A 26,724-nucleotide genomic window follows, 5' to 3' on the forward strand; every position below is an offset into this window, starting at 1 on the left:
TTCATAAGTGAGAAAACCGCCGCTCGCCGGCCGGCGTAGAGCGACCTGGCACCGCTGCGCACGGCGTTTGTCGCTGCAAACCAGTGGCCGTTGATCGGACGCTTCAAGGTTCTTGAACCGCCCTCGATAAGGAACCACGCCAGACAAGACAGACAGCCCGCGAACGTAATGACTCCAACCACATTCGGGGCCGGACTGGCGTGAGCCTGATATTGCCGGGCGACGTTCCACTCGCCACCAGCGATGCGTAGGGCTTTGCGGGCGCATACAGAGTCACTGGGCGCGATCTGTAGCTCGCCGTGACAATGCAGCCTTCGCGGCTGCCCCTCCTGTGTGAGCTCTACAGCGAACCAGAAATCGATAGGCCTTCCGAGGGCGAGCTTAAGCCGAAGTGCAATCCCCTGGGCAACCATTTGACTGCTGACGACTTCGTGCGGGCTAACCGGTCGATTTCAGGAGACAGGTTCAAGGTGAAGGCGTGGACGGGACCGGGATGGCGCAGCGAGTGGTGAAACCATTCAAGCGTCGACACGTCGCTAAGATCACGCCAGTCAGCCGGCAAGTCGAGCGCGAGCAGACCAGTGTAGACGCTGTAGGCTTGCTAGAAGCGTTCGTGGCGGACGGCTGACTGAGGAGAGAGAGCTTCGCGAACTCATCCCCACTCGGACCGAACAAACGCTTCCAGGCGGGCGGCGCGATTCAAAATTTGCTCCTTTCCCCATACGCCACCCTCGCGGTCTATTAGGTCTGCCGTTTCGACGGTTCCCCGAAGTCCGCATTCTCGATATGAGGATACTTTCTTGCTTGGCTCACGATCCTGCAGTGTTGAGTTCACACCAGGCGGCAGCATGGTCAAATTACCGAGATGGTGGACGAGCTTGTGCCCGGAGCTTTGAGGCACAATGTGTTCAATTGACTTGGATGGATCAGAGTGCCAGATCCTATTCCACTCTGTATTGTTGAACTGTCCTCCATTTCTCGTGGTAAGATATTCATCATAGCGAAACAAAAGGTATCGCAACTCTTCAGTCCAACCCTCATAGCACTCAGTCCAATCCACTCCCTTAAGAACCTCATCTATCGAGTATCCTGAAATGGCGTCCTTTAGCAATGCGCCAGAACTTGCGATGTTCCCGTTGGGCATACGTCCATGTTTTAGAGTTCAGGAGAGGATCGGAAACACTGGCACTCGTCTTGAGAGGTCGAACCATGTTGTTGGAGCTACCTGCGCGTGCGCGCGGTCAGCCAATCTGCGCATCGTTCCAGATACTTGTCAGCGGAGAAGAAGGGGCCAGATTGCCGTCCGCTGATCACTTGCCAACGGCAGAGTAATTGCATCAAGCGGAGCACCGCGACGGCCAAATGCAAAAGAAGCCAAACCACGCCGAAAGTCAGCCATGATGTGTTTCTGGCGCGGGCCGGGCTGTCGGTCACAGCACGAAAAAGCCAATCGATGCCAGAGCCATCACTGACGTGGCAAGCACGCCGCCGAAAACCATCCAGCGCGGCAGCGTAAGTCGGCCCATGACCCGGGGGTTCATCGCGATCATCATCATGATTGCCATCAGCGGGGCAGCAAGTATGCCATTGACGACAGCGCTCCAATAGAGTGCCCTGATGGGGTCCAGTCCGACGAAGGTCAGGGTCACCCCACCCAGCGTCGCCACCGCGATGGCGCCGTAGAAGGCCTTGGCATCCTGTGGGCGCCGGTCCAGTCCTTCTGGCCACTGAAACATCTCTGCAACGGCATAGGCAGCGGAGCCCGCAAGCACGGGCACAGCAAGCATGCCGGTGCCGATGATGCCGGCTGCGAAAATGGCGAATGCAAAGTCGCCGGCGACAGGTCGGAGCGCCTCTGCCGCCTGGGACGAGGTCTGAATCTGCGTAATCCCGTTGGCATGGAGCGTTGCCGCCGTGGCAATGATAATGACAATGGCCACCAGGTTGGAAAAGCCCATTCCAAACAGAGTGTCGCCTCGAATGCGCGCAAGCTCCCGCCCGGCAGCGGCATCAGACTGGACCCTGAGCCGTTGCTGGTGCTGCCGATGTTGCTCCTCAACCTCCTCGCTGGCCTGCCAAAAAAAGAGGTAAGGACTGATTGTCGTGCCAAGGATCGCGACCAGTGCCATGGCGTGATCGCCGTCGAAAACGATTTGGGGAACCAGCACACCATAGAGCGCTGTCCCCCAAGGCACGTGCACTGACAGAACCACCGCCACGTAGGCAAGGAGGGACAGCGTCAGCCATTTAAGCACGGTGACGTAACGCCGATAGCTCACGAAGATTTCCAGAAAGACGCAAATCAGCGCAAAGAAGATCGCATAGAGGTGATGCGGGCCACCTATGAGCAATTCAAGCGCCGCTCCCATGGCGCCGAGGTCGGCGCCGATATTGATGATGTTGGCGACGAGCAGCAGGAGGACGGCGAAACGCAGCAGCCAAGGCGAATAATGCCGGCGCAGATTGCGCGCGATACCTTGGCCTGTCACCGCACCTATCCCGGCGCTGATCCCCTGGATTATGGCCATCAGCGGATAGCTGAACAGCATGGTCCAGGCGAGCGAGTAGCCGAATTGAGCACCCACCTGGCTATAGGTGGCGATACCGCTTGGATCGTCATCGGCCGCGCCCGTGATCAGGCCCGGGCCCAAGCTTCCGAAGAAGCTGAAGCGTTTGCGAGGCGTTGGTGCGGCGGCAGGCGTTGCTTTCGGCGGTTCCATCGAGTGATCGCCTCCCAAAGAACCTCAACTCTGTTCACCCTCGACGGGTTGCAGGGCTGGACAGGTTCAACAACACAATCTTGTAGGGTGAGGCAGGCGGTGGTCATCCCGCTCCGCTAGTGTTGATCGCCCCCTTCCTTTTTTCAGCGCCGTCGCATTGACCCGTCAACGCAAAACGCTCATCGAGTTGCTGTTGTCCATTTTGCTGCGAAATGCCGGGGAAATCCTATCCGTGCCAAGCGACAGTCCTTGTCGACTCGCGGTGCCGCGCCGGGCCGGTCGTGACAGAATGGCTTTCGGGTTCTTCACAATGTTCAGCCGGCAGTGGCCGATTTTTGGGTGACTCATGGATACGAACCTCAAACTGACCGAGCCCTTCGACGCCGCGGCCCTTGCAGCGCGTCTCCCCAATGAACATGTCGCCGACAGCGTCGAAATCCTCAATCTATGTTCGCCCGAAGAGGCGGTCGAGGTGCTGGCCTTACTGCCCCTCGATCGTGCGACAGATATTTTCGATCAGCCAGGTCTCGATGAGCCGGCCGAGCTGATCCATATGATGCCGAGGCCGCTGGCCACGGCGATCCTCGAAAACATGTCGGCTGATCAGAGGGCTGACATCTTTCGGCGTCTCGACTCCTCCGAGTGTGACGACCTGCTGTCGGCGCTTAAGGCCGACACGCGCGCCTCGATCACTCAGCTTCTCGCCTATCCCAGGCATTCGGCCGGCAGTCTCATGACGACGGAGTTCGTCAGCGTGCCGGCGACTTGGACGATAGCCCAGACCTTGCAGCATATCCGCCTGGTCGAGCGCACCCGCGAGACGATTTATTCCATCTATGTCCTCGATCCCAAAACCAAGACGCTGCTCACTGCCGTCACCTTGCGGCGATTGATAACCGGCGAGCCCGCTGCTCCCATCACGTCGGTTGCTCCCCCGCGCAAGCCGCTCTACGTCACCCCGCTGATGGACCGCGAGGAAGTGGCGCGCCTGATCTCCAAATACGACTTGCTGGCGCTTCCGGTCGTCGACGCCAAACACCATGTTCTCGGCATTGTCACCGTCGACGACATCATCGACGCGATCGTTCAGGAGGGAACCGAAGACGCCCAGAAATTCGGCGGCATGGAAGCGCTCGACCAGCCCTACATGGAGATCGGCATCTTCGAGATGCTGAAGAAACGCGGCGGCTGGCTGGCAGTGCTGTTCCTTGGCGAAATGCTGACCGCCAATGCCATGCAATATTTCGAAGGGGAGCTGGAGAAGGCGATCGTGCTGACGCTTTTCATTCCCTTGATCATGAGTTCGGGCGGCAATTCCGGTTCCCAGGCCACCTCGCTCATCATCCGGGCGCTCGCGCTTGGCGAAATACGCTTGCGGGACTGGTGGCGAATTGCCTTGCGCGAACTGCCGACAGGCATGGCGCTTGGGGCCATTCTGGGCGTCATTGCCGTCATCCGCATCACGATATGGCAGAAGTTCGGGTTCTACGACTATGGCGAGCACTGGCTGTTGCTGGCGCTGACCATCGGCTCCGCCCTGGTCGGCATCGTCACCTTCGGCTCGCTGACCGGATCGATGCTGCCCTTCATCCTCAAACGGCTCGGCTTCGACCCGGCCAGCGCCTCGGCGCCCTTCGTCGCCACCCTCGTCGACGTGACCGGCCTGGTGATCTATTTCACGGTGGCGCTGATCTTCCTGCGGGGGACGCTGCTCTAACCGCAGACCCCGGCTTCGGGTCTGGATTGCCCGTTGCTTGATTGGTCTTAGTATTGGCCAGTTTTCGCATCGCATGGTCAGGAGTAGGATTCCCAGTGAAGCGGATATCGGCCTTCCCGCTTGCCGCTAGCGCCATCATGGCGGCAATCTTCATCCTCGACACGGTGACGGACCTCGAGATCGCCGTCGCGGTCTTCTATGTCGCGGTGGTGCTGGTCTCGGTCAGATTCCTGCACGGGCGCGGAATCGTGCTTCTGGCTTCGGCATGTATTGTGCTGACGCTGCTCAGCTATTTTCTGACGCAGTCTGGATCGTTGCGGCCCGGCCTCATCAATTGTGTCATCAGCCTCGCGGCGATCGGCATCACCACCTATCTCTGCCTGAGGACCGCGGCGGCGGAAGCCGCGGCGCGCGATGCACGGGCAGAGCTTGCCCATGTCACGCGGGTGACGACGGTGGGCGAGCTGACGGCCTCGATCGCCCACGAGATCAACCAGCCGCTTGCCGCCATCGTCTCCAACGGCAACGCCTGCATGCGCTGGCTGGCGGCTGAGCCGCCGAACCTGACGCGGGTGCGAAGCACGCTCGATCGCATCATCGAGGACGCGATGCGCGCAAGCCAGGTCGTCGCCCGCATCCGGGCATTGGTAAAGCGGGCGCCGTCCGTGAAGACGCCGCTGGACCTGAATGAGGCAGTCCGGGAGGCAGTCGCACTGGCCCGACCGGAGATCGAGAAGAACGGCATCTCGTTGCGCATGGAGCTTGCCGACGAGCTGCCCGACGTGACGGCCGACAGGATCCAGCTGCAGCAGGTCGTCCTCAATCTTGTCGCCAACGCCGTGGAAGCCATCCATGCCGCTGGGACCGGGCCGAAGGAACTGGTGATCGAAACGGCCCTGCAAGACGCCGGCACCGTGCTCGTTGGCGTGCATGACACTGGCGTCGGGCTCCCCCGGGAAGACACTGAGCGGCTGTTCGAGCCGTTCTACACCACAAGGACCGAAGGCATGGGCATGGGCCTGGCGATCAGCCGCTCGATCGTCGAAGCGCATGGCGGGCGCATCTGGGCAGCGGCAGACAAGCCGGCTGGCGCCGTTTTTCGCTTTACCTTGCCTCTTGGGTGAGCGGAGAGGTTGCAAACCGTAAGGGCTTTCCCCATACGAACCAAACCGGAAGCCCTGATCCCGTCGAACGGGTGTTGCCACGTGACAGAAGCGCGACCCATCGTCTACGTCGTCGACGACGACCCTTCCGTTCGGCAGGCGTTGGGCAACCTTCTCGACTCGGTCGGGCTGGAGGTGCGCGCCTTCGCATCGACAAGAGAGTTCGCCGCCGCGCCAAAATCTGATGCGCCGGCATGCCTGGTGCTCGATATCAGGATGCCGGAGCAGAGCGGGCTCGACTTCCAGAGCGAACTGGTCAAATCGGGAGACGGGATACCGATCGTTTTCATCACCGGCCATAGCGATGTCCCGATGACAGTGCGGGCCATGAAGGCAGGCGCGATCGAGTTCCTGACCAAGCCCTTCCGTGACCAGGAACTACTCGACGCCATCCAGATCGGCATCGAGAAGGACCGGAGACGGCGGCAGGATCTGGCAGTCGTCACCCAGCTGCGGGAGCGCTTCGCCACATTGAGCGCCGGCGAGCGCGAGGTGCTGGCGCTTGTCGTCAACGGTCGGCTGAACAAGCAGGCCGCCGGCGAACTCGGCGTCAGCGAAATCACCGTCAAGGTCCGCAGAGGCCACCTCATGCGCAAGATGCAGGCCCGGTCGCTGGCGGAACTGATCAGGATGGCCGACAAGATCGGCGTTTCCTCACGCAGCTTGACATAAGTTTCCACCGGCCTTTGCGTGCGGTCCTCCAGCAACGGTATATCCCGGCTATACGTTGGTATCGTGTGGCGCTGCTTCGCCGGCCGCAAGGTTGACAAGCCATGCGGCCAGGCATAGCTGCGGCGACAGCGGACGCTTCGGCGCTTGCCCAAACCCGATAGAGAGAAAAATGGACGGCTACCCTAGTAGGGTTCCGGCGACCGGTCTGCGGTTTGCCGGGGCTGCGAAACCCAGAATCTGGATTGCGGCCGGCAGAACCTGCCGGGTGAACGCCGTTCGGGCCTAGCCCGTCCACGTCCACCTCCGGTTCGGTCGCCAGCGATCGAAGGAGGTGAACAATGACCAAGACCCTCATCCTTCCAGCGTCCGCGTCAGAGGCACTGCCGTGCGCGGCATTTGGCCCACATATCGGTCCGGTTCCGCACAGCCCACGGCACTCATTGCGCGCTGGTCGAAGAACCGCTCCACCGGTCGCCTCGAACGCCGCTGGGCACGTGAGCTACAGCCCGCCCCTGACGAAGGCGCCAGTCACGTTGGCGTCTTTCAGCTTGCCGCACAATTGACTCTCGCCGCCCTACGAGAAGCGACGGGGCGCCAACGATGAAACCCTCATTCGGACACTGAGGCCTTGCCATGACTTTCCTGCCACACGACCGCACCTCGCAACGCGAAGCCGCTCAGCTGACGCGCAACCGCATCATGCCCAACAGCTATGACCTCGTCGCGCTGGCGATCATGGCGGCGCTGATCGTGCTCTTGGCGCATGGCGCCACCGCGATGCGGGCGCCGGCCGAAATGCTTTCGACGACGCCGGTGACGCTCGATCTCGCCAACCTTCCGGAATACGCGCTGCGCACGACGCTGCGCATGTTCGCGGCGATCATCGCGTCGCTGCTGTTCACCTTCACGGTTGCGACGCTCGCCGCCAAGAGCCGCCGCGCCGAAATGGTCATCGTCCCTGCGCTCGACATCCTCCAGTCGGTGCCGGTGCTGGGCTTTCTGACCTTCACTGTCACCTTCTTTGTGGGCCTGTTTCCCGGAAGTCAGCTCGGCGCCGAATGCGCGTCGATCTTCGCTATCTTCACCGCCCAGGCCTGGAACATGGCCTTCTCGTTCTACCAGTCGCTGCGCACCGTGCCGCGTGACCTCGACGAGGTGAGCCGAGGATTTGGCCTCTCGGCCTGGCAGCGCTTCTGGCGCCTCGAAGCGCCTTTCGCGGCGCCCGGCCTGGTCTGGAACACGATGATGTCGATGTCCGGTGGCTGGTTCTTCGTCGTCGCTTCGGAGGCGATCACCGTCGGCGACACGACGGTTCAGCTTCCTGGCATCGGATCGTGGCTGGCACTTGCCATCGACCAGAAAAATTTCGCAGCCATTGGCTGGGCCGTTCTGGCGATGGCGATCCTGATCCTGCTCTATGACCAGCTGCTGTTCCGGCCGATCGTCGCCTGGGCCGACAAGTTCCGCTTCGAACAGACCGCCAGCCAGGAAAAGCCGCGCTCTTGGGCCTATGACGTGCTGCGCGGCGCGCGCCTCGTCAAAATCCTTGTCGCACCTTTCGCCTGGGCGTGGCAGCGGCTGATGCTAGTCCGGTTGAGCAGCCGGCGCTCGCCACCTGCCTCGGTCGGTGGACAGGCGATGTCGCGGCTGATCGACCGCCTGTGGCTTGGCTTCGTGCTCGTCCTCGCTCTATGGGGGGCCTTCACGGCTGTTTCCTACATGCGCCAGACGCTCGGCTGGACCGACGTCACCGAGGCGTTCGGCGGTGGTCTGGTGACGCTCGTCCGTGTCATCGTCCTGATTGCCGTCGCCAGCCTGATCTGGGTGCCGATCGGCGTCTGGATCGGATTGCGGCCGGCCGTCGCCGAACGGGTTCAGCCGCTGGCACAGTTCCTGGCCGCCTTTCCCGCCAATGTGCTGTTTCCCTTTGCCGTCATCGCGATCGTCGCTACCGGCGCAAATCCCAGCATCTGGCTATCGCCCCTGATGGTGCTCGGCACGCAATGGTATATCCTGTTCAACGTGATTGCCGGAGCGAGCGCGTTCCCCGCCGATCTCAAGGAAGCCGCCGCCGTCTTCAAGCTGCGGTCGTGGCCGTGGTGGCGCTATGTCATCCTGCCAGGCATTTTTCCCTACTACGTCACCGGCGCTCTTACCGCCTCGGGCGGCTCGTGGAACGCTTCCATCGTTGCCGAACTGGCTAGCTGGGGCAACACCAGGCTGGAGGCTTTCGGGCTCGGCTCCTACATCGCAAAGGCGACGGAAGCCGGCGATTTCCCGCGTGTCGTGCTCGGCATCGCCGTCATGTCGCTCTTCGTCACCCTCTTCAACCGCATCCTATGGCGTCCGCTCTATGTCTTTGCCGAGCGCCGCCTGCGCCTCGACTGATCAACCATTCAACTTTGCCACCCAATGTGGGGAGACTGATCATGAACGAATTCGTCAGCGCCAAGGGCAACCCGCTCGTCGATGTGCGCGGCGTCTGCCAGACATATGACAAGGGCACTGCCGGCCAGTTGGTCGTTCTCGACGATGTCGCGCTGACCCTTCATACGGCCGAGATCGTCGGACTGCTCGGCCGCTCAGGTTCGGGCAAGTCGACGCTGTTGCGCTCGATCGCCGGGCTGATCGCGCCGAGCAAGGGCACGGTCACCTTCGAGGGCAAGCCCGTCACCGGAACGCCGGACGGCATCGCCATGGTGTTCCAGAGCTTTGCGCTGTTTCCCTGGCTGACTGTCCTGCAGAATGTCGAACTCGGTCTCGAGGCGCGCGGCATTGCCTCGGCGGAGCGGCGCAAACGGGCGCTCGCTGCAATCGACCTCATCGGCCTCGACGGCTTCGAAAGCGCCTATCCGAAGGAGCTTTCCGGCGGCATGCGCCAGCGTGTCGGCCTCGCCCGCGCCCTTGTCGTGCATCCCAAAGTTCTGCTGATGGACGAGCCATTCTCGGCGCTCGACGTGCTGACCGCCGAGACGCTGCGCACCGACCTGCTTGACCTGTGGTGCGAGGGGCGCATGCCGATCGAGGCGATCCTGATGGTCACCCACAACATCGAGGAAGCCGTGCTAATGTGCGACCGGGTGCTGATCTTCTCCTCCAATCCCGGACGGGTGGTCAGCGAAATCAGGATCGCTCTGCCGCAGCCGCGCAACCGCCTCGACCCGGCCTTCCGCGCGCTGGTCGAGGATATCTACACGCGCATGACCGCGAAGAAAGGCGATGGCGCGCCGGCCCGCGACGGCATCTTTCCCGGTTCCGGCATCGCCATGACGCTGCCCCGCGTCTCCACCAACCTCATGGCCGGCCTGATCGAGGCGGTGTCCAACGAGCCTTATAACGGCCAGGCCGACCTGCCGCCGCTCGCCGCCAGCCTGCAACTGGAAATCGACGATCTGTTCCCGATCGCCGAAACCCTGCAGCTGCTGCGTTTTGCCGAACTCGCCGAAGGCGACATCCGCCTGACGCCGGCAGGCAAGCGTTTTGCGGAGAGTGACGTCGACGAGCGCAAGCGGCTCTTTGCCCAACAACTCGCCACTTACGTGCCGCTGGCCGCCCATATCCGCCGCGTGCTCGACGAACGCGCCGGCCACAAGGCGCCGGCCCGGCGATTCCGAGACGAGCTGGAAGACCACATGTCGGATGAATACGCCAACCAGACCGTGCGCGCGGTGACAAGCTGGGCGCGTTATGCCGAGCTTTTCGCCTATGACGAGCAGGCCGACCTGTTCACGCTCGAAAACCCGACGTGAGATTGGCGCCGGCAGAAAAACAGTCCCAACTCATATGACGGAGGCCAATGATGATCGGTCTGTCCAGTATGAATTTCGCGCTATACGAGCGGCTCTGCCTGAAGGCTTCACGGGTCCTTTTCGTGCTTAGCCACAGTCTCCTGCACACCGCGGCCAGAAGTTATTGGCACGGCATGGTCGGCCGACAGGGTCTGCGGCGTGCCTTGTGGATCTCGTCTCGCCTTGATCGCGCCGGCATCAGACTGCTGCGTCGCAGTTTTCACAATCGGCGCACTGATAGGGACTGATGAGGGGAGGCGAATGGACGCTAATCATTTCTTGTATAGGATAGGGGGCTATGGCATAAGGTGGCATGTCCCATACCATTCGTGAAAAGCAAAAGCTGCTGGCGCGTGTGCGCCGCATCCGAGGCCAGGTCGAAGCTATCGAGCGCGCGCTCAATGCCGAGTCCGGCTGCGAACAGGTCATGCACCTCATCGCCGGCGTTCGCGGGGCGTTGGCCGGTCTGATGGCGGAGGTGGTTGAGGATCATGTCCGCGAGCATCTCGTCGACGCCGAGAAACATCCAGGTGCTCTGAACGCGGAGGCAGCGGATCAACTCCTCGAGGTTATCCGCACTTATCTGAAATGAGAACCGTCATGGTAGAAGACGACAGCGCCGAACCTTCGGCTTTCCATAGCCACGTGTTCCTCGGCGAGGGACACGAGAAAAGCGAGCGGAAGACCTGGGCAGTCATCTGGCTCTGCGGTGCCATGATGATCGCTGAAATCGTCGGCGGCTTGCTCTTCGGTTCGATCGCGCTCGTCGCCGATGGCCTGCATATGAGCACGCATGCCGGCGCGCTCCTGCTTGCGGCGCTCGCCTATACTTACGCCCGCAAACACGCCGATGATACGCGCTTTACCTTCGGCACCGGCAAGCTCGGCGATCTCGCCGGGTTCACCAGCGCTATCATTCTGGCGATGATAGCACTGCTAATCGGCTATGAATCCGTCAGCCGAATCTTCGCGCCGGTCCCGATCCACTTTGCCCAGGCAATTCCGATCGCCTGTCTCGGCTTGGCCGTGAACATCGCGAGTGCGTGGCTCCTGAGCAGCGGCGGTCATCACCACGGCCACAGTCATGGACACGAAGATCATGACGAATCCCATCGCGTCGAGACCCACGCCGGAGCTGTCGTGCTCGACGTCTTCGAGGACGGCGTGCCGCCCCGCTTCCGACTCCATGCCGAAACAAGCCCGGCACTGACGGCTCAAGCGGTGTCGGTTGAAACCATGCGCCCCGATGGCGCGCGGCAGCTTTTCGTGATGAAGGACCAAGGGGGTTATCTGGAATCGGTCGACGAGATTCCCGAGCCGCACGCCTTTACCGCTCATGTCCAAATTGGAGAGCAGATTTATTCCGTCGTCTTCGAGGAGCACGAACATGCACACGGTTCGGCGCATCGCGACAACAATATGCGGGCCGCCGTAGTTCACGTCATTGCCGACGCCGCTGTGTCCGTGCTGGTGATCGTGGGTCTGCTGCTCGCCCGTGCCTTTGGCTGGCTCTGGATGGACCCGCTTGCGGGTATCGTTGGCTCCCTAGTCATCGCTAGCTGGTCCTTTGGCTTGATCCGGGACACGGGCGCGATCCTGCTCGACATGAACCCTGATCGTCAGATGGCGAACAATCTACGTCAAGCAGTTGAGAGCGACGGCGACCAACTGGCCGATCTTCATCTCTGGCGCTTGGGTCCGGGGCACCTGGGAGCGATTGTTTCGGTAATGACGACGAAAGCACGAGAAGCTGACTATTACCGCACCCGGCTCGCCCGCTTCCGGTCGCTGTCGCATCTTACGGTCGAGGTTTTGCATCGACCTTGAGTTTTGTCCTGCCCTCAGGACTCTGAGCGGGATTACTCACGACGTGATGTTGCGTTTGGTAAACTGTCAGATGCAACCTATGGAATTTACTCAAAGCTGCAAGGCAAAATGGCCATGCTCAACCGTAGCGAAGACCTTAAGCATCTTATCGCCACACGCCACCAACTCCGCCTTCATGCGAAAGCGGAACTGGACAGGGTCGTCGTTGAGCATCGTCATCGTAACGCACGTCGCCATGAACAAAGATCTTTGGTTCGGTCAAGCCTGCGTGCTCTGAGACCATCGCTGCAGATGGTGCAAATCTGGGCAGCAACACTCCTCATGCGCATGCTGATGTGGAGTGGTGCACGCCTTCTTCAATTCACGCTCCGGCAGCTTTCCGCGGGAAACATGTCGAAGCCGAGAGCGCGTCGTCTCGTCCGTCTCTCGGGACGGTTGAACCGCGCCTCGTCCAACATCATGCGCTGGCATCTGCGCCAATATCGTCAATTTCGCGGTTAGAGTTGCACTCAAACGTCCTTTTGTCGTCGAGACGCCGCGTGTCTCCGCCGCGCGCGTCAGAATGCGAGTGGCGAAGTCACGTCGAAGAATCGTCGCTGCGACGGGTGATCGAGCGAACCCCATCCCATCCACCGGGGGCACTCTCGCCTACATAGCCTCGGCGGACGGCGCCTGAGGTTCTGGTCACGAAGAGCGACATGTCCCTGGCGAGCTCGCTGGAGAGCTTGATCGCGGACTGCTAAACCAGGAGCGCTGCACACTGAGGCGCTCTCTGAGGCCGCCCCTGACAGCGTGGTGAGTGAATTCGGCGCCCTGCGACCGATGCAGTCTTGCGACACCTCGCTGATCTCCAAGACATCGGTTACTTCATGGACTTCCGCCGATCCTCAAAGACGATGCGCCGTGAATGAACGGTCACACGGATCATGATCTCACCCGAAACCCATGAGGCTCAGAACGCACCATCCAAGACTTCGAGCTACGAAAGCGGCCGAAAAATGCTTAAGGCCTGGCTTTGTATCTATCCTCGACATAAGCACCCGGCCCGTGCGATTTCGTCTATTTAGGTGTGTTGTCTCAGCGTCTTACGGGGCCGGATGGCTTCGAATTGAGGAAGATATAAAATAGGTTCCTTGGGGTATCGGGCCTTGTAGCGGCCGAGCATCTTACCTTCGGTCCCGACAGTCAGCCTGCCCCGGTGCAGCACTCGTCCTGGATCCCCGCCGTAGTTGACACCTATCCAAAAAGTGCTTTTGGGCTCGAAAGTGTCAACTTGAGGTAAACTTAAGGGAAAGCCTGTTCTTAAATCTCGAGAAAGCGCACGGTTATCTGGTTGACAGAATTGGTGACGGATAGTGGGTGATCGTGCGGCTAAGTTGACGTTTGTCAACCTGGCTCGGTTCTGGATGGGTTGATTTGTGAGCGTCGCAATAGCCCTGGACCGGCCTGTGCAAAACCGGAGCCCCTTTGAGTAGGCTCTTGTTCATCCCACCCGGAGCGGTGCATTGGTGATATTTTGTCTCCGGCGACAAAAAGCATCCCCTAGATCTCACCATGGAAAACCTAGGACTTCCATCTGTGGGGTTCATCCAGTCTCGCGAATAAAGTCGATTGGTTCCCGGAAACCGAGGCGAGTGTCGTCAGCTTCCTCTCATGGCATCCAGAACCGGCACGCGATTGCCTTGGCGGTGCACTCGCTGACGTGCGCCGACCCCGCTGGACTAGCCGGACTGACCGAACATGCGCCCCATGCTCGCGGGTCCACGCTCGAGCCTAAGGGCAGTAGGGTCAAAAATCAGCTGGCTGCCGCCAATGGCTCAGATGGGTGGCATGTTGAAATTCGTCTCGTCGATGGGAACGAGCAAGTAGCAGCAGTTCCGGTCCTTAATCGGCATTACAGCCAAAGGCCATTGCGAGTGCGAAAAGCTGGAGTTCTTACCTGTTGGACGACAAACTGCCAGCATATCCGTCAGCATTTGCTTGCCAGTCCACATGTTTTTGTTCCCCAATGGCTGTAGGATCGAGGCCCCCCTCAGGCGCATTTGCCGTTCCGTCCAGCATCGCCTTTAGCAGGGCCGCATCGCCCAACGACCCGATGGCTTGTGAGGTCAGTGGCCGCATCGCAGTCACCTTCTCAGCCAGATCGGCCGAAACACCTTGCTCAAGCAGCACATGCGTCGCCTGCCCGACCGGCAGCGCATTGAGCCAGCGATAACCCGCCTCGCGCCGGGCGGCCGGATCCACTGCGCCCCACAGCCTGACGCGGGAAATGCCGCCATCGGGAAAGGCGTCGAGCCGCACGAACGAGATCGCCGACGCACCGGCCGGCAGCGTGAAGACGTGCCGCGTGTCCGGCTGCAGCGGCCGGCGTGACAGTAGCGGCTGCCATGCATCCGAATCCGCCCAGGCATCCCTTCGCCGGCCGCGCCGTAAAGCGCGATCTCTGCCGAGGCATTGTATTTGAAATGCGCCGTGTCTATCTCTACCAGCCGGATGCTGCCCCGCAACGCCAGCCGGATAATGGCATGGTCGTTGCCGTCGTCGCGGCGGCGGCGGGTCTCCCAGCCGTCACCCATGTTGCGGGCTTTGTCGGGCCGGTTGAGCATCGCAGCCGAGGTGTAGAAGCCGTCGCTGCTGGTCACCACCTGGCCGCCGTGATCCTGACTGGCAAGGTCGATGGTCAGCCCGTTGAGCGGGCGCGGATCCGGCACGACATGGCCGAAGACGCGCAGCCGCGCAATGCCGCCATCCGGAAACGCAGAAAGTCGGATATGGGTAAAACGGCGCCGGTCGGAGACCTTGAAGCGGTTGTGGGTGTCGCCCTTGAGAGGCGAGCGCGCAACGATCTCGATCCATTCGGTCTCGGTGGATTGCAGTGCCTTCGGGCTGGGGTAGCCCTCGACGCCGCAGGCCTCGATGCGACAGGTGGTCGGGAAATTGCCGGTGAAGAAACTGGTGTCGACATCGACAGCGGTGATGATGCCGGCCGCACCCAGCCGGATCAGCGCCCAGTCATGACCGGGCTCGCGCCGGCGCTTGGTTTCCCAGCCGTCGACGATCTCGCCTCGCGGCCCGTAATTGCCGGGCACGAAGGCCGACGGCGCCGGTGTCAGCAGGCTTTCCTTCTCGCCAAACGATTCGTCGCTGGCCGCCAGCACGCTGCCGCCCAGCCAGCGCGACGCGAGATCCACCTCGGCGGCGAAAGTCTCCTGCAGCCCGGGCATCGCATAGGCATCCGCTGTCTCGGCTGTTTTGGTCTTGCCGATCATGTTCATCGACGGCCTCCCACGCGCAGCGAGGGACCCGCAGAGCGTGGCCTGAGGCCGAGCGCCTCCGACAATGGCCAACCGATGATTCGTTTGGCGTCGGGCCTGGCATATGTCGAGACCTTGCTGGTTTTCAGCCCCAAGCCAACCACGGCCTCGGCGAACCGCACGGCGGCGGCGACGCCGTCGATGACGGGCACGCCGAGTTCCGAGGTTATGGCGTCTTCCAGCCCCGCCATACCGGCGCAGCCGAGGCAGATCACCTCGGCATGGTCCTGTTCGACCGCCTTGCGCGCTTCCTCGACAATGGAGCGCATGGCTCTGGCCGGATCCTGGTCCACCTCCAGCGTGCTCATGCCGTTGGCGCGCACAGAGGCGCAGCGATCCGACAGGCCGGAGAGCCGCAGCCGGTCCTCGATCGGCGGCACCGAGCGTTGCAGCGTGGTGACCACGGAATAGCTGCGGCCGATCATCATCGCCAAATGAGCCGAGGCCTCGCAGATCTCGATCACCGGCTGATCGATCAGCTCCTGCAGCCCGTCGCGGCCATGCTCGCCGAAGCCGGCCATGACCACCGCGTCAAACGGCTCGTCATAGGCGAGCACGCGATCCATGACGGCGACGGCGGAGATGTAGCTCTCGAAATTGCAGTCCACCGCCTCGGCGCCGAAGAACGGCGTCACCGTGACGATCTCCGTGCCGGCCGATGCGGCGCGTTTTGCAGCCTCGTCGATGACATCCGACATCGACTGGCTGGTGTTGACGTTGACGACCAGGATCTTCATCTCAGGCACTCCTTTTCAAGTCTTGGGTCTCGCCGGTGGCAACGCCATCCCGGGTAATCAATGCGCCGCGCGGGCGGCCGAGCGGCTCGATGCGGCAACCGCGCAGGAAGGTCTCCCTGACGACGCCGCTGAGCTTCTTGCCGGCATAGGGCGTCACCGGATGGCGGTGGTGCAACCGGGCCGGATCGACGACGAACTCCTCATCGGGCGCGAAGACTGCGAAGTCGGCGGCGACGCCGACGGCAAGCCGGCCTTTGTGCGGCAGGCCGGCAAGTGCCGCCGGGCGCTCGGCCATCCAGCGCACGACGTCCGTCAGGGAATAGCCGCGTCGTCGCGCCTCGCTCCACACCACCGGCAGGCCGAGTTGCAACGAGGAGATCCCGCCCCAGGCGGCGTCGAAATCGCCTGTATCCAGCACCTTCATCTCGGGCGTGCACGGCGAATGGTCTGAGACGATCATGTCGAGGATGCCATCGGAGATACCGGCCCACAGCCGTTCGCGATTTTTAGCCTCGCGGATTGGCGGGCCGACCTTGCGGCCGTTTCGCCGTCGCCGATCTCTTCCGCCGAAAGGGTGAGATAGTGCGGACAGGTCTCAACGCTGAGTCGCACGCCGTCGGCGATGGCCGAGGCGATCATCGGTAGCGCGTCGGCACTCGACAGATGCAAGATATGCGCCCGGGCGCCGGTGGTGCGAGCCGCCTCGATCACTTGCGCAATCGACAGGTTCTCGATGCCCTTCGGCCGCGACGCCAGATAGTCGGCGTAGCGCCTTGTGCTGACATTCTGCATCCGCGCCGAAGCCTCGGCGCTCTCGGCATGGACGATGAAGATCGAGCCGAGCCCGGCCACCACCCGCATCACGCTTTCCATGTGCTGCGGCGTAATGCCGGGGAAATCGTCGGTGCCGGTGTCACACAGGAACGACTTGAAGCCGAGCACGCCGGCGGCGTGCAGTTTCGGCAGGTCGGCGAGGTTCGACGGGATGGCCCCGCCCCAGAAGCCGACATCGACATGGCACTGGCCATCGGCCGCAGCGCGCTTGGCGGCGAGCGCCTCCAGCGTCACCGTCGTCGGCACGCTGTCCAGCGGCATGTCGACCAATGTGGTGATGCCGCCGGCTGCGGCTGCGCGGGTCGCTGTCAAAAACCCTTCCCAATCCGTGTTGCCGGGTTCGCAGATATGGACGTGGCTGTCGACCAGGCCGGGGAGCAGAACCGTGTCGCTGTCGAGCGTGATGTTTTCCCGAGCGCTCGCTGGTGCATCGAGGGCGCCGATCCAGGCGATCCTGCCGCCGGCAACGCCGATCGACACGGCCCGCTTGCCTTCCGGCATGACGGCGCGCGGCGCCCTGATGAGCAGATCGAAGGATGTCATCGCGGTTCCTCCCGGACATGCGGCAGCGATGCCGCGACAGAAGCAGTGAACGAAGCGGCGTTGCCTGGACTGAAGCCCGGGAGCCGTCAGCGGCTCCCGGAGTTTTGGTGACTGACCGTCAGATGCTGGAGAAGCCGAGCAGCGCCTTCACATTGGCGCTCTTGTGCACAAGCGTCACGCCGATCAGATAGACGACCGCGCCGGTCAGCCAGGCCTGCAGAGCCGGGAAGCCGATATAGTTGCTGTTGAGCATCGGGATCAGGCCAGCGGTGTAGACGCCGACCAGCGTTCCGGCGGCCAACGCAATGACGCCCGGCCAGTTGGCGATGCCAAGCTCGCTCCAGTTGGCGACCCGGAACATCGGGCGCTTGATGCCGAACAGCCAGGGCAGCAGAAAGAGGTCGATCGCCATGATCGTGCTGGCCACCGGCACCGTGGTCGAACCGATGCTGGTGGTCAGGTTGAACGTGTCCTGCAGGTTCGGCAGGTAGAAGGTCAGCACGGCGGCGATCAGGCCGAGGCCGACGACCGTATACTGGCGCTTCCAGCCGCGGATGCCGGACAGGACGTTCTGCGCCCCATTGACGGCGATGTAGAGATTGCCGTCCTGCACCGCCCACTGGTTGATGACGATGACGACGATGCCGAGCAACGCGCTGCCGAACATGGTGAAGTTAACGAAGTAGCTGATGCTCGGACCGAAATCCGGCTGATTGGATAGCGAGGCAATCATGTAGCCCATGATCGGGAACAGCAGCGCGCCGACCAGGTAGGAAATGACGATGGTCGGGATATTCCACCACGCGGCACGGCCGGACTTGGCATAGCGGAAGAAGTCCGGTTCGTTGCCCCAGGTCGACAGGCCGACCATTGAGCCGATGACCATGAGCATCCCGGTTTTGCTATCGACATGCGGCACCGCCGCGAGCACGCTGCTCGACACGGTGGTGAAGGCCAGGATTGTGGCGAAGATGCCCCACACCAGGATCACCGGCACGGCGACGAACTGGGCGAAGCGCTGCACGCCCTCGAAGCCGAAATATGTGTTGACGATCATGACGATCGCCAGAAGCGCGGTGATGGCGCCGACCGCTGGCAAGGTCATCAGGCCGCCGGCGATGTCGATGATGAACTTAACCGTGAACAGGTAGAAGGCCATGCCGTTGACGATGAGAAGCAGCGAGACGAGGCCGCTGCCGAGGGTGCCGAAGATGCTGCGCGCCATGACCGAATGGGTCTGACCGGTGACGGCGCCGGCATTGGCCGAGCCGATGCAGTAGAGGCTCATGACGGCGGCGGCGATCAGCATCGCCATTGTCAGTTCGGAAAGCGTCAGGCCCTGGAAGCGCGCCCCATAGCCGACGAGCACGGTGCCGAACACCGCCTGCATCGAGAGGAATTGCGCCAGCATGCGGAAGTTCGAGCGCCGCTTGGCCTGCGGCACCACGGATTCGGTGTAGTCGGCAATGTCCGCCTCGGTGACGGACAGTATGGTTTCGACGCCGTCGGCGATTGCCGGCTGCGTTTCGTCAGGCAGCGTCTGCCGCGGCGATGTTGGAGTTTGCAAGGTCATGTCAGCTTCCCCTTTGCGAGGTGTTCCCCTGGTCGACACACTGCTCGCGCCTTGCCTTACGGCAGCATCAACGAGACCGATGCAATGTCGCCATGTTCAACCATAGAAAGGGCCTCTATCCGCCATCAACGCCCAAAGATCGAACGTCTTGCATTGATAGAATTAATGCGCGACGCCAGCACTCTACTCATTCACGCTTCCCGCGACTGCTCGACGATCTCGGCAATGAACAGTTCGCGCGCCGTATGGCCAGGATTCTGCGGGTCGGTGACGACAAACATGTTGTTGCGCGGCACGTTGCTTCCCGAAAGCAGCGGCCACAGCCGGCCGGCATCGACATCCGGCTGCGCATAGCCTTCGGGCAGGAAGCACAGGCCAACGCCGAGGACGGCAAGGCGCTTGGCCTCCTCCAAATGATCGGACATGCCGGCGATGTTGCGGCCAAGCCCGTGCTCGAGCCGGAACTGTGTCAGCTCGTCGCCCTCGTCGGCGCCGGTCAGCACGAAGGCCTGGACGGCAAGATCGGATGGCTCGGCCACAGTCTTGCCGAACAAGGGATGCGGGCGCCCGCAATAGGGCCGATGGATCTCCGTGAATAGGTGCAGATAGGCAAGCTCGGCCCGTTTGACCCTCGATGGCGAGATGCCGACATCGATCTTGTGCTGGATCAGCGAATTGACGACCTCGGTCCACGCCGCCACTTCGACGATGAGCTCGACGGCAGGGTATTTGGCATGGAACGCGGCGATGGCTTCGTCGAGCGCCGGAGCGACCAGATGGCTGACCAGCATGACCCTGAGATGACCACGGATCTCCGCCTTGACGTCGGAGAGCCTGGCCGGGATTTCGCGGATGGCGCCGGTAAAATCCCGGCAACGCTCGGCCAGGATGCGCCCCTCCTCGGTCAGCTCGAAACCGGTCGGGCCGCGATGGCAGAGCGTCACGCCGAGACGCTCCTCCAGCCGCCGCAAGGCGAGGCTGAGCGCCGGCTGTTTGCGGTTAAGCTCCTGCGCCGCCTTGGTGACGCTGCGGGCGTTGGCGATCTCATGGAAGAATTTGAGGAGGTTCCAGTCGAGGTTCCTGGCAAACTGCAGGTCCCGCATCGTCACATCCGCCTGCTTGCGCCCAACGCCTTGCCTCCTTGAATGCGGAACTTTTCACCCACCGACGCACGCCAATACTTTGCCATCGCCGAAGCGAAAGAATAGTAAGCCAATCAGGCCCGCACTAGCCTAAGCCGTCAACTGGTAGGCGGCAACGTATGCGAAGATCAAAGTAGCCACTTCGTGATGCGCGGTTCTTTGGCCGGCGAGAAGGCACGCTTTGCAACCGGAGCGGACATTCCTCCGACAATGCTGCAAATTTCGGTATGAGTCCCAAAGAGCATCGACCGATTAGCCGCCGAAAGTCCGCAACGGGTCAAATCGCGCCATGCAACGCTCGCAGCTGAATGCCGCAACGGGGTGGAACTCGGTCGGTTACAGTGATCGGGTTTCGACCCGTGGCACCTGTGACCATTGGCACCACGGTTCGCATTTGTTCGCATGCGATAGCCATGGACACTTATCCCGCTCTCCCTAAATATTGACCAACCGTGTGGGAGCGACCGCCGGCGGGCGAGGTTTCGACCCAAGCGTCGTTAGATTGCTCATACGGCAGCCGTCATTGACCCGGGTATGGTCCGATCTTACCAAAAATCGCGCGCAGGATCTTTGCCCGCTTGGCCGTTATCGGAGGATCTTTGTGGTCGGACGCTTTGCGAAGCGCCTCGATCCAGGACACCTCGTTGTCGCTGACGACAGTTCCGAAGATCTGCTTGATAGCCACCAGTGCGCTGCTCTCATAGTATTGTTCGAGCGCCAGAAGGAAAAGTCGTGCGGGGTCGCATTCCAGCGCTTTCGCCAATCCGGGAACGCGGTCGAAAGGGATCTTGGTGGCGCCCGACTTCATCATCGAGAGGACATTGACGTTGGTGAACCCAGCTTCGACGGCGACGTCCTTCTGGCTTTTACGGCCCTTTAGCTGATCGATGCGACCATTTATGAACTTCGCGATTTTCGTATTCGCATTTGGACGACCTGAGGTATTATTCATTTCATTTCTCGCTACGCTAGAGTCTATCTATCTAACTTATAGCGAAACAAGCATGGGAATTATCACAGTATAAGTTATTCTTATTGACAAATTCCGTCACTATTCTGCCAGTAAAACCTCATTCTATTGTCGCATCTTTTCCCGCCAAGAAATCTCTCCGCCACAGAGGTGGGCGACGCGGTCGTTAGAGTTGCGCCTAACCAGCTTCCGGACGAAGAAGTCCAGTGAGTCATTCAGTATTCAAAACTCATAAGACGGCAATCGTCCAATCGCAGCCGCCTTCGCAGTGATCGTCACGTCTCCATAGTCATCGCCGGCGGTTCGTCCTGCATGGCCCTGGATGGCGTCAAGCGTCCGATCAGCAACCCCGATCTCACGACCAACCGTCTTGAACCTGTGGCGCCAACCATGGCTAGGGCTTACGCCATCCGGGATGACCTTCTTTGCCTGCAACCACACACTTATTCGGCCAGCTACTGTTCGCGCCGGAAACGCCCCGCCCTTCTTCTTAGACGCCGGATAAAGAGGGGACCGTCGGCAGAGCCATTCACAAAATCCATAAAACCCAGGTCGATCAGTTGCTGATGCAAGGGAACATCGCGATAGTTGCCCGCCTTTACCGAACCAGCGTCGGGGGCAATCCGAACTACCGGCACATCCTCAACGTAGCGAAAGTCCTGCTTCCGCAGCTGGGTGATCTCAGCAATTCGCGACCCGGTATGCGCGCATAAGATCGACGACCAACGCTTTGCGGCGGTCGTCTGCGGTGCTTCCCGCGTCTGTGGGTTATCAGAATGTTTCGGTTGATGGTCGCGAGCGACCTTCAAAACCTCAACCGCCTCGATCAGAGTGAAGCCTTGTTCCCGCGAATGCTGCTTTTTCGAAACTCTGATCCGCACGTTCTCCGCCACGTTGGTTTCGAGCCGATCGTTGTTCACTGCCCATTTCAGGACCGTCCGCACGGACGCCAAATACACGTCAGCGACGGTCTTACTGGCGAGAGTTTTCAGGCTCGCATCTTTCCAATCGAGGAGATTCTGCTTGGTGAGCTTTCGGGCGTCGTTGTGGTGAATGAACTTAGACAGGTTAGCGAAAACAGGCGTCCAGCGCTTGCGTGCCTCCCTGCCCTTCCCGTCGGCGGCGCGCTCATCCAGGTAGTCGTTGAGCAGGTCCTTGAGGGAAACTGGCTGGCGGTCATCCTCGGCCGGCTGAGCGGCCGTTAGCAAAGGGTGCGAGGGCTCGCCCTTGAAGTCACCGTCGTTTCGTTCGTGTTGCCGAGACATGGCCTCATAGGCGGAGACACAAAGAGCCTGAGCGATAAGGCGCCATTCGACGCTGCCTTTGGTGGCCGTGTGATTGCCAGAAGACTTGAACTCTTCGAGGCGCTCGCCGACGAGCCGTTCAAGCTCATCATCGGATAGCTTTCCGGAGTAGCCATCGCGAAAGCGCCGAGCCCCCTCATAGTCGACCTCAAAGCCCGCATATTGATAATGTTGCGCCCGGATCAGCGCATCGTCGGCCAGCCGCATTTGATAGTCTCGGCTGGCTATTTGGGGTGGAAGAAGTGGATAGCGGCCGACAGTGATCGACTGTTCGCCAGCCGCAACGGCGCGGCGCTCGCCAAGCGCAATCTCGTGCTGTAGGACGGCGACAGCACCAGGCAGCATCTTCAGGGCTGTCCGGTAGTCGGGACCAAGCGCTTTTCGCAATTCGGCCTTCCCGATATACGGCCGAAGCTCTTTCGGGACGACAAGGCGCGCAAAGTAGCGGCCGTCCCGATTCAGCAAATTTCGAACGCGGCCTGTCATCAGTTCCATCCGATTTGTTACGGCATTTGTAACGTCAGAATGGACAGAAACCGTTGCGTGTCAATGACTTCAGCGATTTCAATGGGATAGACTGGTGCTGCGAGAGAGGATTGAACTCTCGACCTCTCCCTTACCAAGGGAGTGCTCTACCACTGAGCTACCGCAGCCGCCGATGGCGGGCTTCTGCCATATCGAACCGGCAAGCGCAAGGCCAAGAACAACGCTTCTGTGAAAGCCTTTGCCGGATAGCTTTCAATGACATGGCGGCGCCACAATGTTGACTATCCCTGAGCAGCAGGTTGGCCGGTCGCCAGCCGGGGCGGGACGATGAGCGATAAGACAATTCCAGCCAAAAAGGGCGGTACGGACCGCAAGGACCGGCTCGCCGAGCAATTGCGCGCCAATCTGCAGAAACGCAAGGCGCAGTCGCGCTCGCGCCGTACAGGTGAAGCCGATCAGCGGTCGGACGGGCTCGGTTCGGCCAAGGAAATGCAGAAAGATTAACTCAAATCAGCCACTCTTGGCCCGGATGCTGGGAAATCCTATTTCTTGAACCAGGCCGGCCAATGGTCTAGACGGGCCGATACTCAAACGATTGAACCGGCCTTTTTGGCCGAGAGGGACTTTCTTCCATGGATCGCATCAGAATTGTCGGGGGCAACAAGCTCTCCGGAAGCATTCCGATCTCGGGCGCGAAAAATGCCGCTTTGCCGTTGATGATCGCCTCGCTGTTGACCGACGACACGCTGACGCTGGAAAACGTGCCGCATCTGGCCGATGTCGAGCAGTTGATCCGCATCCTCGGCAATCACGGCGTCGATTATTCGGTCAATGGCCGCCGCGAGAAGCAGAATGAGGGCTATTCGCGCACCATCAACTTCTCCGCCCGCAACATCGTCGATACAACGGCGCCTTACGAGCTGGTGTCGAAGATGCGGGCCTCATTCTGGGTGATCGGGCCGCTGCTGGCCCGCATGGGCGAGGCCAAGGTGTCGCTGCCCGGCGGCTGTGCCATCGGCACGCGCCCGGTCGACCTGTTCCTCGAAGGCCTGCAGGCGCTCGGCGCCGATCTCGACGTCGACACCGGCTATGTCATCGCCAAGACCAAGAATGGCCGCCTGGTCGGCAACCGCTTTGTGTTCCCCAAGGTCTCGGTCGGCGCCACCCATGTGCTGATGATGGCGGCCTCGCTGGCCAAGGGCGAGACGGTGCTGGAAAACGCCGCCTGCGAGCCCGAAATCGTCAACCTCGCCGAATGCCTCAATGCCATGGGCGCCAAGATTTCCGGCGCCGGCACCCCGACGATCACCATCGATGGCGTCGAATCGCTGTCGGGTGCGCGCGTGCGCGTCATCCCCGACCGCATCGAGACCGGCACCTATGCCATGGCGGTCGCCATGACCGGCGGCGACGTCGTGCTCGAAGGTGCCCGGCCTGAGCTGCTGCAGACCGCGCTGGACGTCATTTCGCAGACGGGTGCGGAGATCACGCAGACCAATTCCGGCATTCGCGTAAAGCGCAACGGCGCCGGCATTTCGCCGGTCGACGTGACGACGGCGCCCTTCCCGGCCTTCCCCACCGATCTGCAGGCGCAGTTCATGGGCCTGATGACCATGGCCAAGGGCAAGTCGCGCATCACCGAGACGATCTTCGAAAATCGCTTCATGCACGTCCAGGAACTGGCCCGGCTCGGCGCCCACATCACGCTTTCGGGCCAGACGGCGATCGTCGACGGCGTGGCGAAGCTGAAAGGTGCGCCTGTCATGGCCACCGATCTTCGCGCTTCGGTGTCGCTGGTCATTGCCGGCCTCGCGGCCGAAGGCGAGACCACGGTCAACCGCGTCTACCATCTCGACCGCGGCTTCGAGCGGCTGGAAGAAAGCTGTCCAACTGCGGCGCGGTGATCGAGCGGATTTCGGCCTGACGATCGGACGGCAGCAACTTCGGACGGAGAGTGCACCGTACGGCCTCCATCCCCCTGCCGATACCGCAAACCCGAGGCAATTGCCTCGGGCGGAAGTCGTGTCGCGGTTGCACCGGCCGGAAAGACCGCCTAGAGCCTGTTTTATCTCGATGAGATCGGGACAAAACAGGCTCTAGTTTTTTTGTTTGAGCATGATCTTTTCCGAAAACCGGTTTCCACTTTTCGGGATCATGCTCTAACAGAAGGCTGAAACCAACCTTAGGTGCAAATTCCGCATGGCCCTCAAGCTTATCGCGCTCGACGACCAGGATCTGAGCATCGTTTCGGCTCATGTCCAGGACGCTGTCCTGAAAGTCAGCGATCTCGAATACCTGCCCGCGGCCAAGCGTTTCGTGCTGACGATGAACCGTTTCGTCTGGGAGGCGAAGTCGGGCCTGTTCCGCCAGCACAATGAGCGGCGGCAGGCCGTGCTGCATTTCGACCGGGTGCTCGGCGCCAAGACCAACGGCATTGCCCGCAACAAGCCGGCGGAGGTGCTGTCCCTGCTGGCGATCAGCTTCATCGAGATCAGCAAGCCTGCCGGCATCGTCGAGCTGATCTTTTCGGGCGGCGGCACCATCATGCTCGATGTCGAGTGCATCGAGGCCCGCCTTGCCGACATAGGCGGCGCGTGGGAAGCCACGTCGCGTCCCGTCCACAAGGCTTGAGCGCCCCATGGCCATCACGCTTACCCAGTCCGACGCCGATTTCGAGCAACGCTTCGCCGCCTTCCTGCTGACCAAGCGGGAAGTGTCCGCCGATGTCGAGGCCGCGGTGCGCGCGATCATCGCGCGGGTCCGCGCCGAGGGCGATGCGGCGCTGATCGATTATTCCAGCCGATTCGACCGCGCCGACCTCAAAAGCGTCGGCATTGCCGTCTCGAAGGCCGAAATCGCCCGCGCCCATGACGGCGCCGACGCACAGACAATCAAGGCGCTCGAATTCGCCCGCGACCGCATCCGCGCCTATCATGAGCAGCAGCTGCCGAAGGACAATCGTTATACGGATGCCGCCGGGGTCGAGCTTGGCTGGCGCTGGACGGCGATCGAGGCTGTCGGGCTCTACGTGCCGGGCGGTACCGCAAGCTATCCGAGCTCGGTGCTGATGAATGCCATACCGGCCAAGGTCGCCGGCGTAGACCGCATCGCAATTTGTGTTCCGGCCTCCGGCGGCGCCATCCCGCCGCTGGTGCTGGTGGCGGCCGATATTGCCGGCGTTTCCGAGATCTACCGCGTCGGCGGCGCCCAGGCGATCGCCGCCCTTGCCTATGGCACCGAAACGATAAAGCCGGTGGCCAAGGTGGTCGGCCCGGGCAATGCCTATGTCGCGGCGGCCAAGCGGCAAGTGTTCGGCACGGTCGGCATCGACATGATCGCCGGGCCCTCGGAAGTGCTCGTGGTGGCCGATGGCAACAATGATCCGGACTGGATCGCCGCCGATCTGCTCGCCCAGGCCGAACACGATGTGTCGGCGCAATCGATCCTGATCACCGACGATCCGGCCTTCGGCAAAGCGGTCGAACAGGCGGTCGAACGCCAGTTGCAGAGCCTGCCGCGCGGCGAGACGGCCGCGGCGAGCTGGCGCGATTTCGGCGCGGTGATCCTGGTCCCGACCATCGATGCCTCGCTGCCGCTGGTCGACCGCATCGCCGCCGAACATGTCGAACTGGCCATCGATGATGCCGAAGGCTTCCTGTCGCGGATGCGCAATGCCGGCGCCGTCTTTCTCGGCCGCCACACGCCGGAAGCCATCGGCGACTATGTCGGCGGGTCCAATCACGTGCTGCCGACGGCACGCTCGGCGCGCTTCTCATCGGGCCTGTCGGTGCTCGACTTCGTCAAGCGCACCTCGGTCCTGAAACTCGGGCCGGAGCAGTTGCGCATGCTGGCGCCGGCGGCGATCGCGCTCGCCAAGGCGGAAGGGCTCGACGCGCATGGCCGCTCCGTCGCCATACGGCTGAACATGTAGGCT

21 protein-coding genes, 1 tRNA gene and 2 pseudogenes are annotated in these 26,724 nt (G+C 61.6%); 12 read left to right on the forward strand and 12 right to left on the reverse strand.

Annotation, left to right across the window (positions count from 1 at the left end):
- Positions 1-652 precede the first annotated feature (652 nt).
- Positions 653-1,144: an HNH endonuclease family protein gene (locus AC0V7N_RS34775; RefSeq protein WP_475453372.1), complete on the reverse strand. Its 492-nt coding sequence runs from the start codon at positions 1,142-1,144 to the stop codon at positions 653-655.
- 286 nt (positions 1,145-1,430) lie between these two features.
- Positions 1,431-2,720 (reverse strand): Nramp family divalent metal transporter, encoded by a 1,290-nt coding sequence (locus tag AC0V7N_RS34780; protein ID WP_475453374.1) that lies wholly within the window; start codon positions 2,718-2,720, stop codon positions 1,431-1,433.
- 346 nt (positions 2,721-3,066) lie between these two features.
- Between AC0V7N_RS34780 and mgtE the strand changes: the two genes are divergently transcribed.
- From mgtE to AC0V7N_RS34820, 8 genes are all read left to right on the forward strand, one after another.
- Positions 3,067-4,437: a magnesium transporter gene (gene mgtE, locus AC0V7N_RS34785; RefSeq protein WP_475453376.1), complete on the forward strand. Its 1,371-nt coding sequence runs from the start codon at positions 3,067-3,069 to the stop codon at positions 4,435-4,437.
- A 95-nt stretch (positions 4,438-4,532) separates the two neighbouring features.
- Positions 4,533-5,561, forward strand: a complete 1,029-nt coding sequence (locus AC0V7N_RS34790) for a sensor histidine kinase (RefSeq protein WP_475453378.1) — start codon at positions 4,533-4,535, stop codon at positions 5,559-5,561.
- 81 nt (positions 5,562-5,642) lie between these two features.
- Positions 5,643-6,272 carry a response regulator transcription factor gene (locus AC0V7N_RS34795; protein WP_475453380.1) on the forward strand — a complete coding sequence of 210 codons (630 nt, stop codon included), beginning with the start codon at positions 5,643-5,645 and terminating at the stop codon, positions 6,270-6,272.
- Between the two features lie 633 nt (positions 6,273-6,905).
- Positions 6,906-8,660, forward strand: coding sequence for an ABC transporter permease (locus AC0V7N_RS34800; RefSeq protein WP_475453381.1), 1,755 nt, complete (start codon positions 6,906-6,908; stop codon positions 8,658-8,660).
- A gap of 41 nt (positions 8,661-8,701) precedes the next feature.
- Positions 8,702-10,021: an ABC transporter ATP-binding protein gene (locus AC0V7N_RS34805; protein WP_475453383.1), complete on the forward strand. Its 1,320-nt coding sequence runs from the start codon at positions 8,702-8,704 to the stop codon at positions 10,019-10,021.
- Between the two features lie 352 nt (positions 10,022-10,373).
- The gene (locus AC0V7N_RS34810) at positions 10,374-10,652 is read left to right on the forward strand and encodes a metal/formaldehyde-sensitive transcriptional repressor (protein WP_475453385.1); all 279 of its coding nucleotides are present in this window, start codon (positions 10,374-10,376) and stop codon (positions 10,650-10,652) included.
- A gap of 8 nt (positions 10,653-10,660) precedes the next feature.
- Complete coding sequence (gene dmeF / locus AC0V7N_RS34815; protein WP_475453387.1) at positions 10,661-11,887, forward strand: CDF family Co(II)/Ni(II) efflux transporter DmeF; 1,227 nt, start codon at positions 10,661-10,663, stop codon at positions 11,885-11,887.
- A gap of 108 nt (positions 11,888-11,995) precedes the next feature.
- Positions 11,996-12,388, forward strand: coding sequence for a hypothetical protein (locus tag AC0V7N_RS34820; protein WP_496627611.1), 393 nt, complete (start codon positions 11,996-11,998; stop codon positions 12,386-12,388).
- Positions 12,389-13,822: 1,434 nt separating this feature from the next.
- On the opposite strand, the gene AC0V7N_RS34825 is transcribed toward AC0V7N_RS34820, so the two are convergent.
- From AC0V7N_RS34825 to AC0V7N_RS34870, 10 genes and pseudogenes are all read right to left on the reverse strand, one after another.
- Positions 13,823-14,452, reverse strand: coding sequence for a hypothetical protein (locus AC0V7N_RS34825; protein WP_496628044.1), 630 nt, complete (start codon positions 14,450-14,452; stop codon positions 13,823-13,825).
- Positions 14,362-15,162: pseudogene (alc, locus tag AC0V7N_RS34830) on the reverse strand (allantoicase); the annotation flags it as partial. The pseudogene alc and the gene AC0V7N_RS34825, both read right to left, overlap by 91 nt.
- Complete coding sequence (locus AC0V7N_RS34835) at positions 15,159-15,938, reverse strand: aspartate/glutamate racemase family protein (RefSeq protein WP_475453393.1); 780 nt, start codon at positions 15,936-15,938, stop codon at positions 15,159-15,161. The gene AC0V7N_RS34835 and the pseudogene alc, both read right to left, overlap by 4 nt.
- A 1-nt stretch (position 15,939) precedes the next feature.
- A complete protein-coding gene (locus AC0V7N_RS34840) occupies positions 15,940-16,398 on the reverse strand; it encodes an amidohydrolase family protein (protein ID WP_496627612.1) in 459 nt (152 codons plus the stop codon).
- On the reverse strand, positions 16,395-17,315 hold the full coding sequence (locus AC0V7N_RS34845; RefSeq protein WP_496627613.1) for an amidohydrolase family protein: 921 nt from the start codon (positions 17,313-17,315) through the stop codon (positions 16,395-16,397). The genes AC0V7N_RS34840 and AC0V7N_RS34845 overlap by 4 nt, the downstream gene beginning before the upstream one ends.
- A gap of 118 nt (positions 17,316-17,433) precedes the next feature.
- Positions 17,434-18,888, reverse strand: a complete 1,455-nt coding sequence (locus AC0V7N_RS34850) for a purine-cytosine permease family protein (protein ID WP_475453396.1) — start codon at positions 18,886-18,888, stop codon at positions 17,434-17,436.
- 191 nt (positions 18,889-19,079) lie between these two features.
- On the reverse strand, positions 19,080-19,991 hold the full coding sequence (locus AC0V7N_RS34855; RefSeq protein ID WP_496627614.1) for a LysR substrate-binding domain-containing protein: 912 nt from the start codon (positions 19,989-19,991) through the stop codon (positions 19,080-19,082).
- Between the two features lie 559 nt (positions 19,992-20,550).
- Positions 20,551-20,982: an XRE family transcriptional regulator gene (locus AC0V7N_RS34860; RefSeq protein WP_475453400.1), complete on the reverse strand. Its 432-nt coding sequence runs from the start codon at positions 20,980-20,982 to the stop codon at positions 20,551-20,553.
- Positions 20,983-21,455: 473 nt separating this feature from the next.
- Positions 21,456-22,799 carry a DUF6538 domain-containing protein gene (locus AC0V7N_RS34865; RefSeq protein WP_496627615.1) on the reverse strand — a complete coding sequence of 448 codons (1,344 nt, stop codon included), beginning with the start codon at positions 22,797-22,799 and terminating at the stop codon, positions 21,456-21,458.
- An 83-nt stretch (positions 22,800-22,882) separates the two neighbouring features.
- Positions 22,883-22,957, reverse strand: a tRNA-Thr gene (locus AC0V7N_RS34870).
- A 160-nt stretch (positions 22,958-23,117) separates the two neighbouring features.
- Between AC0V7N_RS34870 and AC0V7N_RS34875 the strand changes: the two genes are divergently transcribed.
- The 4 genes and pseudogenes from AC0V7N_RS34875 (at position 23,118) to hisD (ending at position 26,721) form a co-directional block, all read left to right on the forward strand.
- On the forward strand, positions 23,118-23,294 hold the full coding sequence (locus AC0V7N_RS34875) for a hypothetical protein (protein WP_475453404.1): 177 nt from the start codon (positions 23,118-23,120) through the stop codon (positions 23,292-23,294).
- Positions 23,295-23,422: 128 nt separating this feature from the next.
- Positions 23,423-24,714 (forward strand): annotated as a pseudogene (murA, locus tag AC0V7N_RS34880) (UDP-N-acetylglucosamine 1-carboxyvinyltransferase).
- Between the two features lie 275 nt (positions 24,715-24,989).
- A complete protein-coding gene (locus AC0V7N_RS34885; RefSeq protein ID WP_095198254.1) occupies positions 24,990-25,421 on the forward strand; it encodes a DUF2948 family protein in 432 nt (143 codons plus the stop codon).
- 7 nt (positions 25,422-25,428) lie between these two features.
- Positions 25,429-26,721 (forward strand): histidinol dehydrogenase, encoded by a 1,293-nt coding sequence (gene hisD / locus AC0V7N_RS34890; protein WP_475453408.1) that lies wholly within the window; start codon positions 25,429-25,431, stop codon positions 26,719-26,721.
- Positions 26,722-26,724 lie beyond the last annotated feature (3 nt).

It is taken from the genome of Mesorhizobium kamtschaticum (genome assembly GCF_056174585.1).

Coding starts and splice junctions, on each gene's coding strand:
- AC0V7N_RS34780 (WP_475453374.1), bottom strand. CDS start 2,720: ATGGAACCGCCGAAAGCAACGCCTGCCGCCGCACCAACGCCTCGCAAA.
- AC0V7N_RS34810 (WP_475453385.1), top strand. CDS start 10,374: ATGTCCCATACCATTCGTGAAAAGCAAAAGCTGCTGGCGCGTGTGCGC.
- AC0V7N_RS34775 (WP_475453372.1), bottom strand. CDS start 1,144: ATGCCCAACGGGAACATCGCAAGTTCTGGCGCATTGCTAAAGGACGCC.
- AC0V7N_RS34805 (WP_475453383.1), top strand. CDS start 8,702: ATGAACGAATTCGTCAGCGCCAAGGGCAACCCGCTCGTCGATGTGCGC.
- AC0V7N_RS34875 (WP_475453404.1), top strand. CDS start 23,118: ATGAGCGATAAGACAATTCCAGCCAAAAAGGGCGGTACGGACCGCAAG.
- AC0V7N_RS34850 (WP_475453396.1), bottom strand. CDS start 18,888: ATGACCTTGCAAACTCCAACATCGCCGCGGCAGACGCTGCCTGACGAA.
- AC0V7N_RS34835 (WP_475453393.1), bottom strand. CDS start 15,938: ATGAAGATCCTGGTCGTCAACGTCAACACCAGCCAGTCGATGTCGGAT.
- hisD (WP_475453408.1), top strand. CDS start 25,429: ATGGCCATCACGCTTACCCAGTCCGACGCCGATTTCGAGCAACGCTTC.
- AC0V7N_RS34855 (WP_496627614.1), bottom strand. CDS start 19,991: ATGCGGGACCTGCAGTTTGCCAGGAACCTCGACTGGAACCTCCTCAAA.
- mgtE (WP_475453376.1), top strand. CDS start 3,067: ATGGATACGAACCTCAAACTGACCGAGCCCTTCGACGCCGCGGCCCTT.
- AC0V7N_RS34800 (WP_475453381.1), top strand. CDS start 6,906: ATGACTTTCCTGCCACACGACCGCACCTCGCAACGCGAAGCCGCTCAG.
- AC0V7N_RS34840 (WP_496627612.1), bottom strand. CDS start 16,398: ATGATCGTCTCAGACCATTCGCCGTGCACGCCCGAGATGAAGGTGCTG.
- AC0V7N_RS34885 (WP_095198254.1), top strand. CDS start 24,990: ATGGCCCTCAAGCTTATCGCGCTCGACGACCAGGATCTGAGCATCGTT.
- AC0V7N_RS34820 (WP_496627611.1), top strand. CDS start 11,996: ATGGCCATGCTCAACCGTAGCGAAGACCTTAAGCATCTTATCGCCACA.
- AC0V7N_RS34845 (WP_496627613.1), bottom strand. CDS start 17,315: ATGACATCCTTCGATCTGCTCATCAGGGCGCCGCGCGCCGTCATGCCG.
- AC0V7N_RS34865 (WP_496627615.1), bottom strand. CDS start 22,799: ATGGAACTGATGACAGGCCGCGTTCGAAATTTGCTGAATCGGGACGGC.
- dmeF (WP_475453387.1), top strand. CDS start 10,661: ATGGTAGAAGACGACAGCGCCGAACCTTCGGCTTTCCATAGCCACGTG.
- AC0V7N_RS34860 (WP_475453400.1), bottom strand. CDS start 20,982: ATGAATAATACCTCAGGTCGTCCAAATGCGAATACGAAAATCGCGAAG.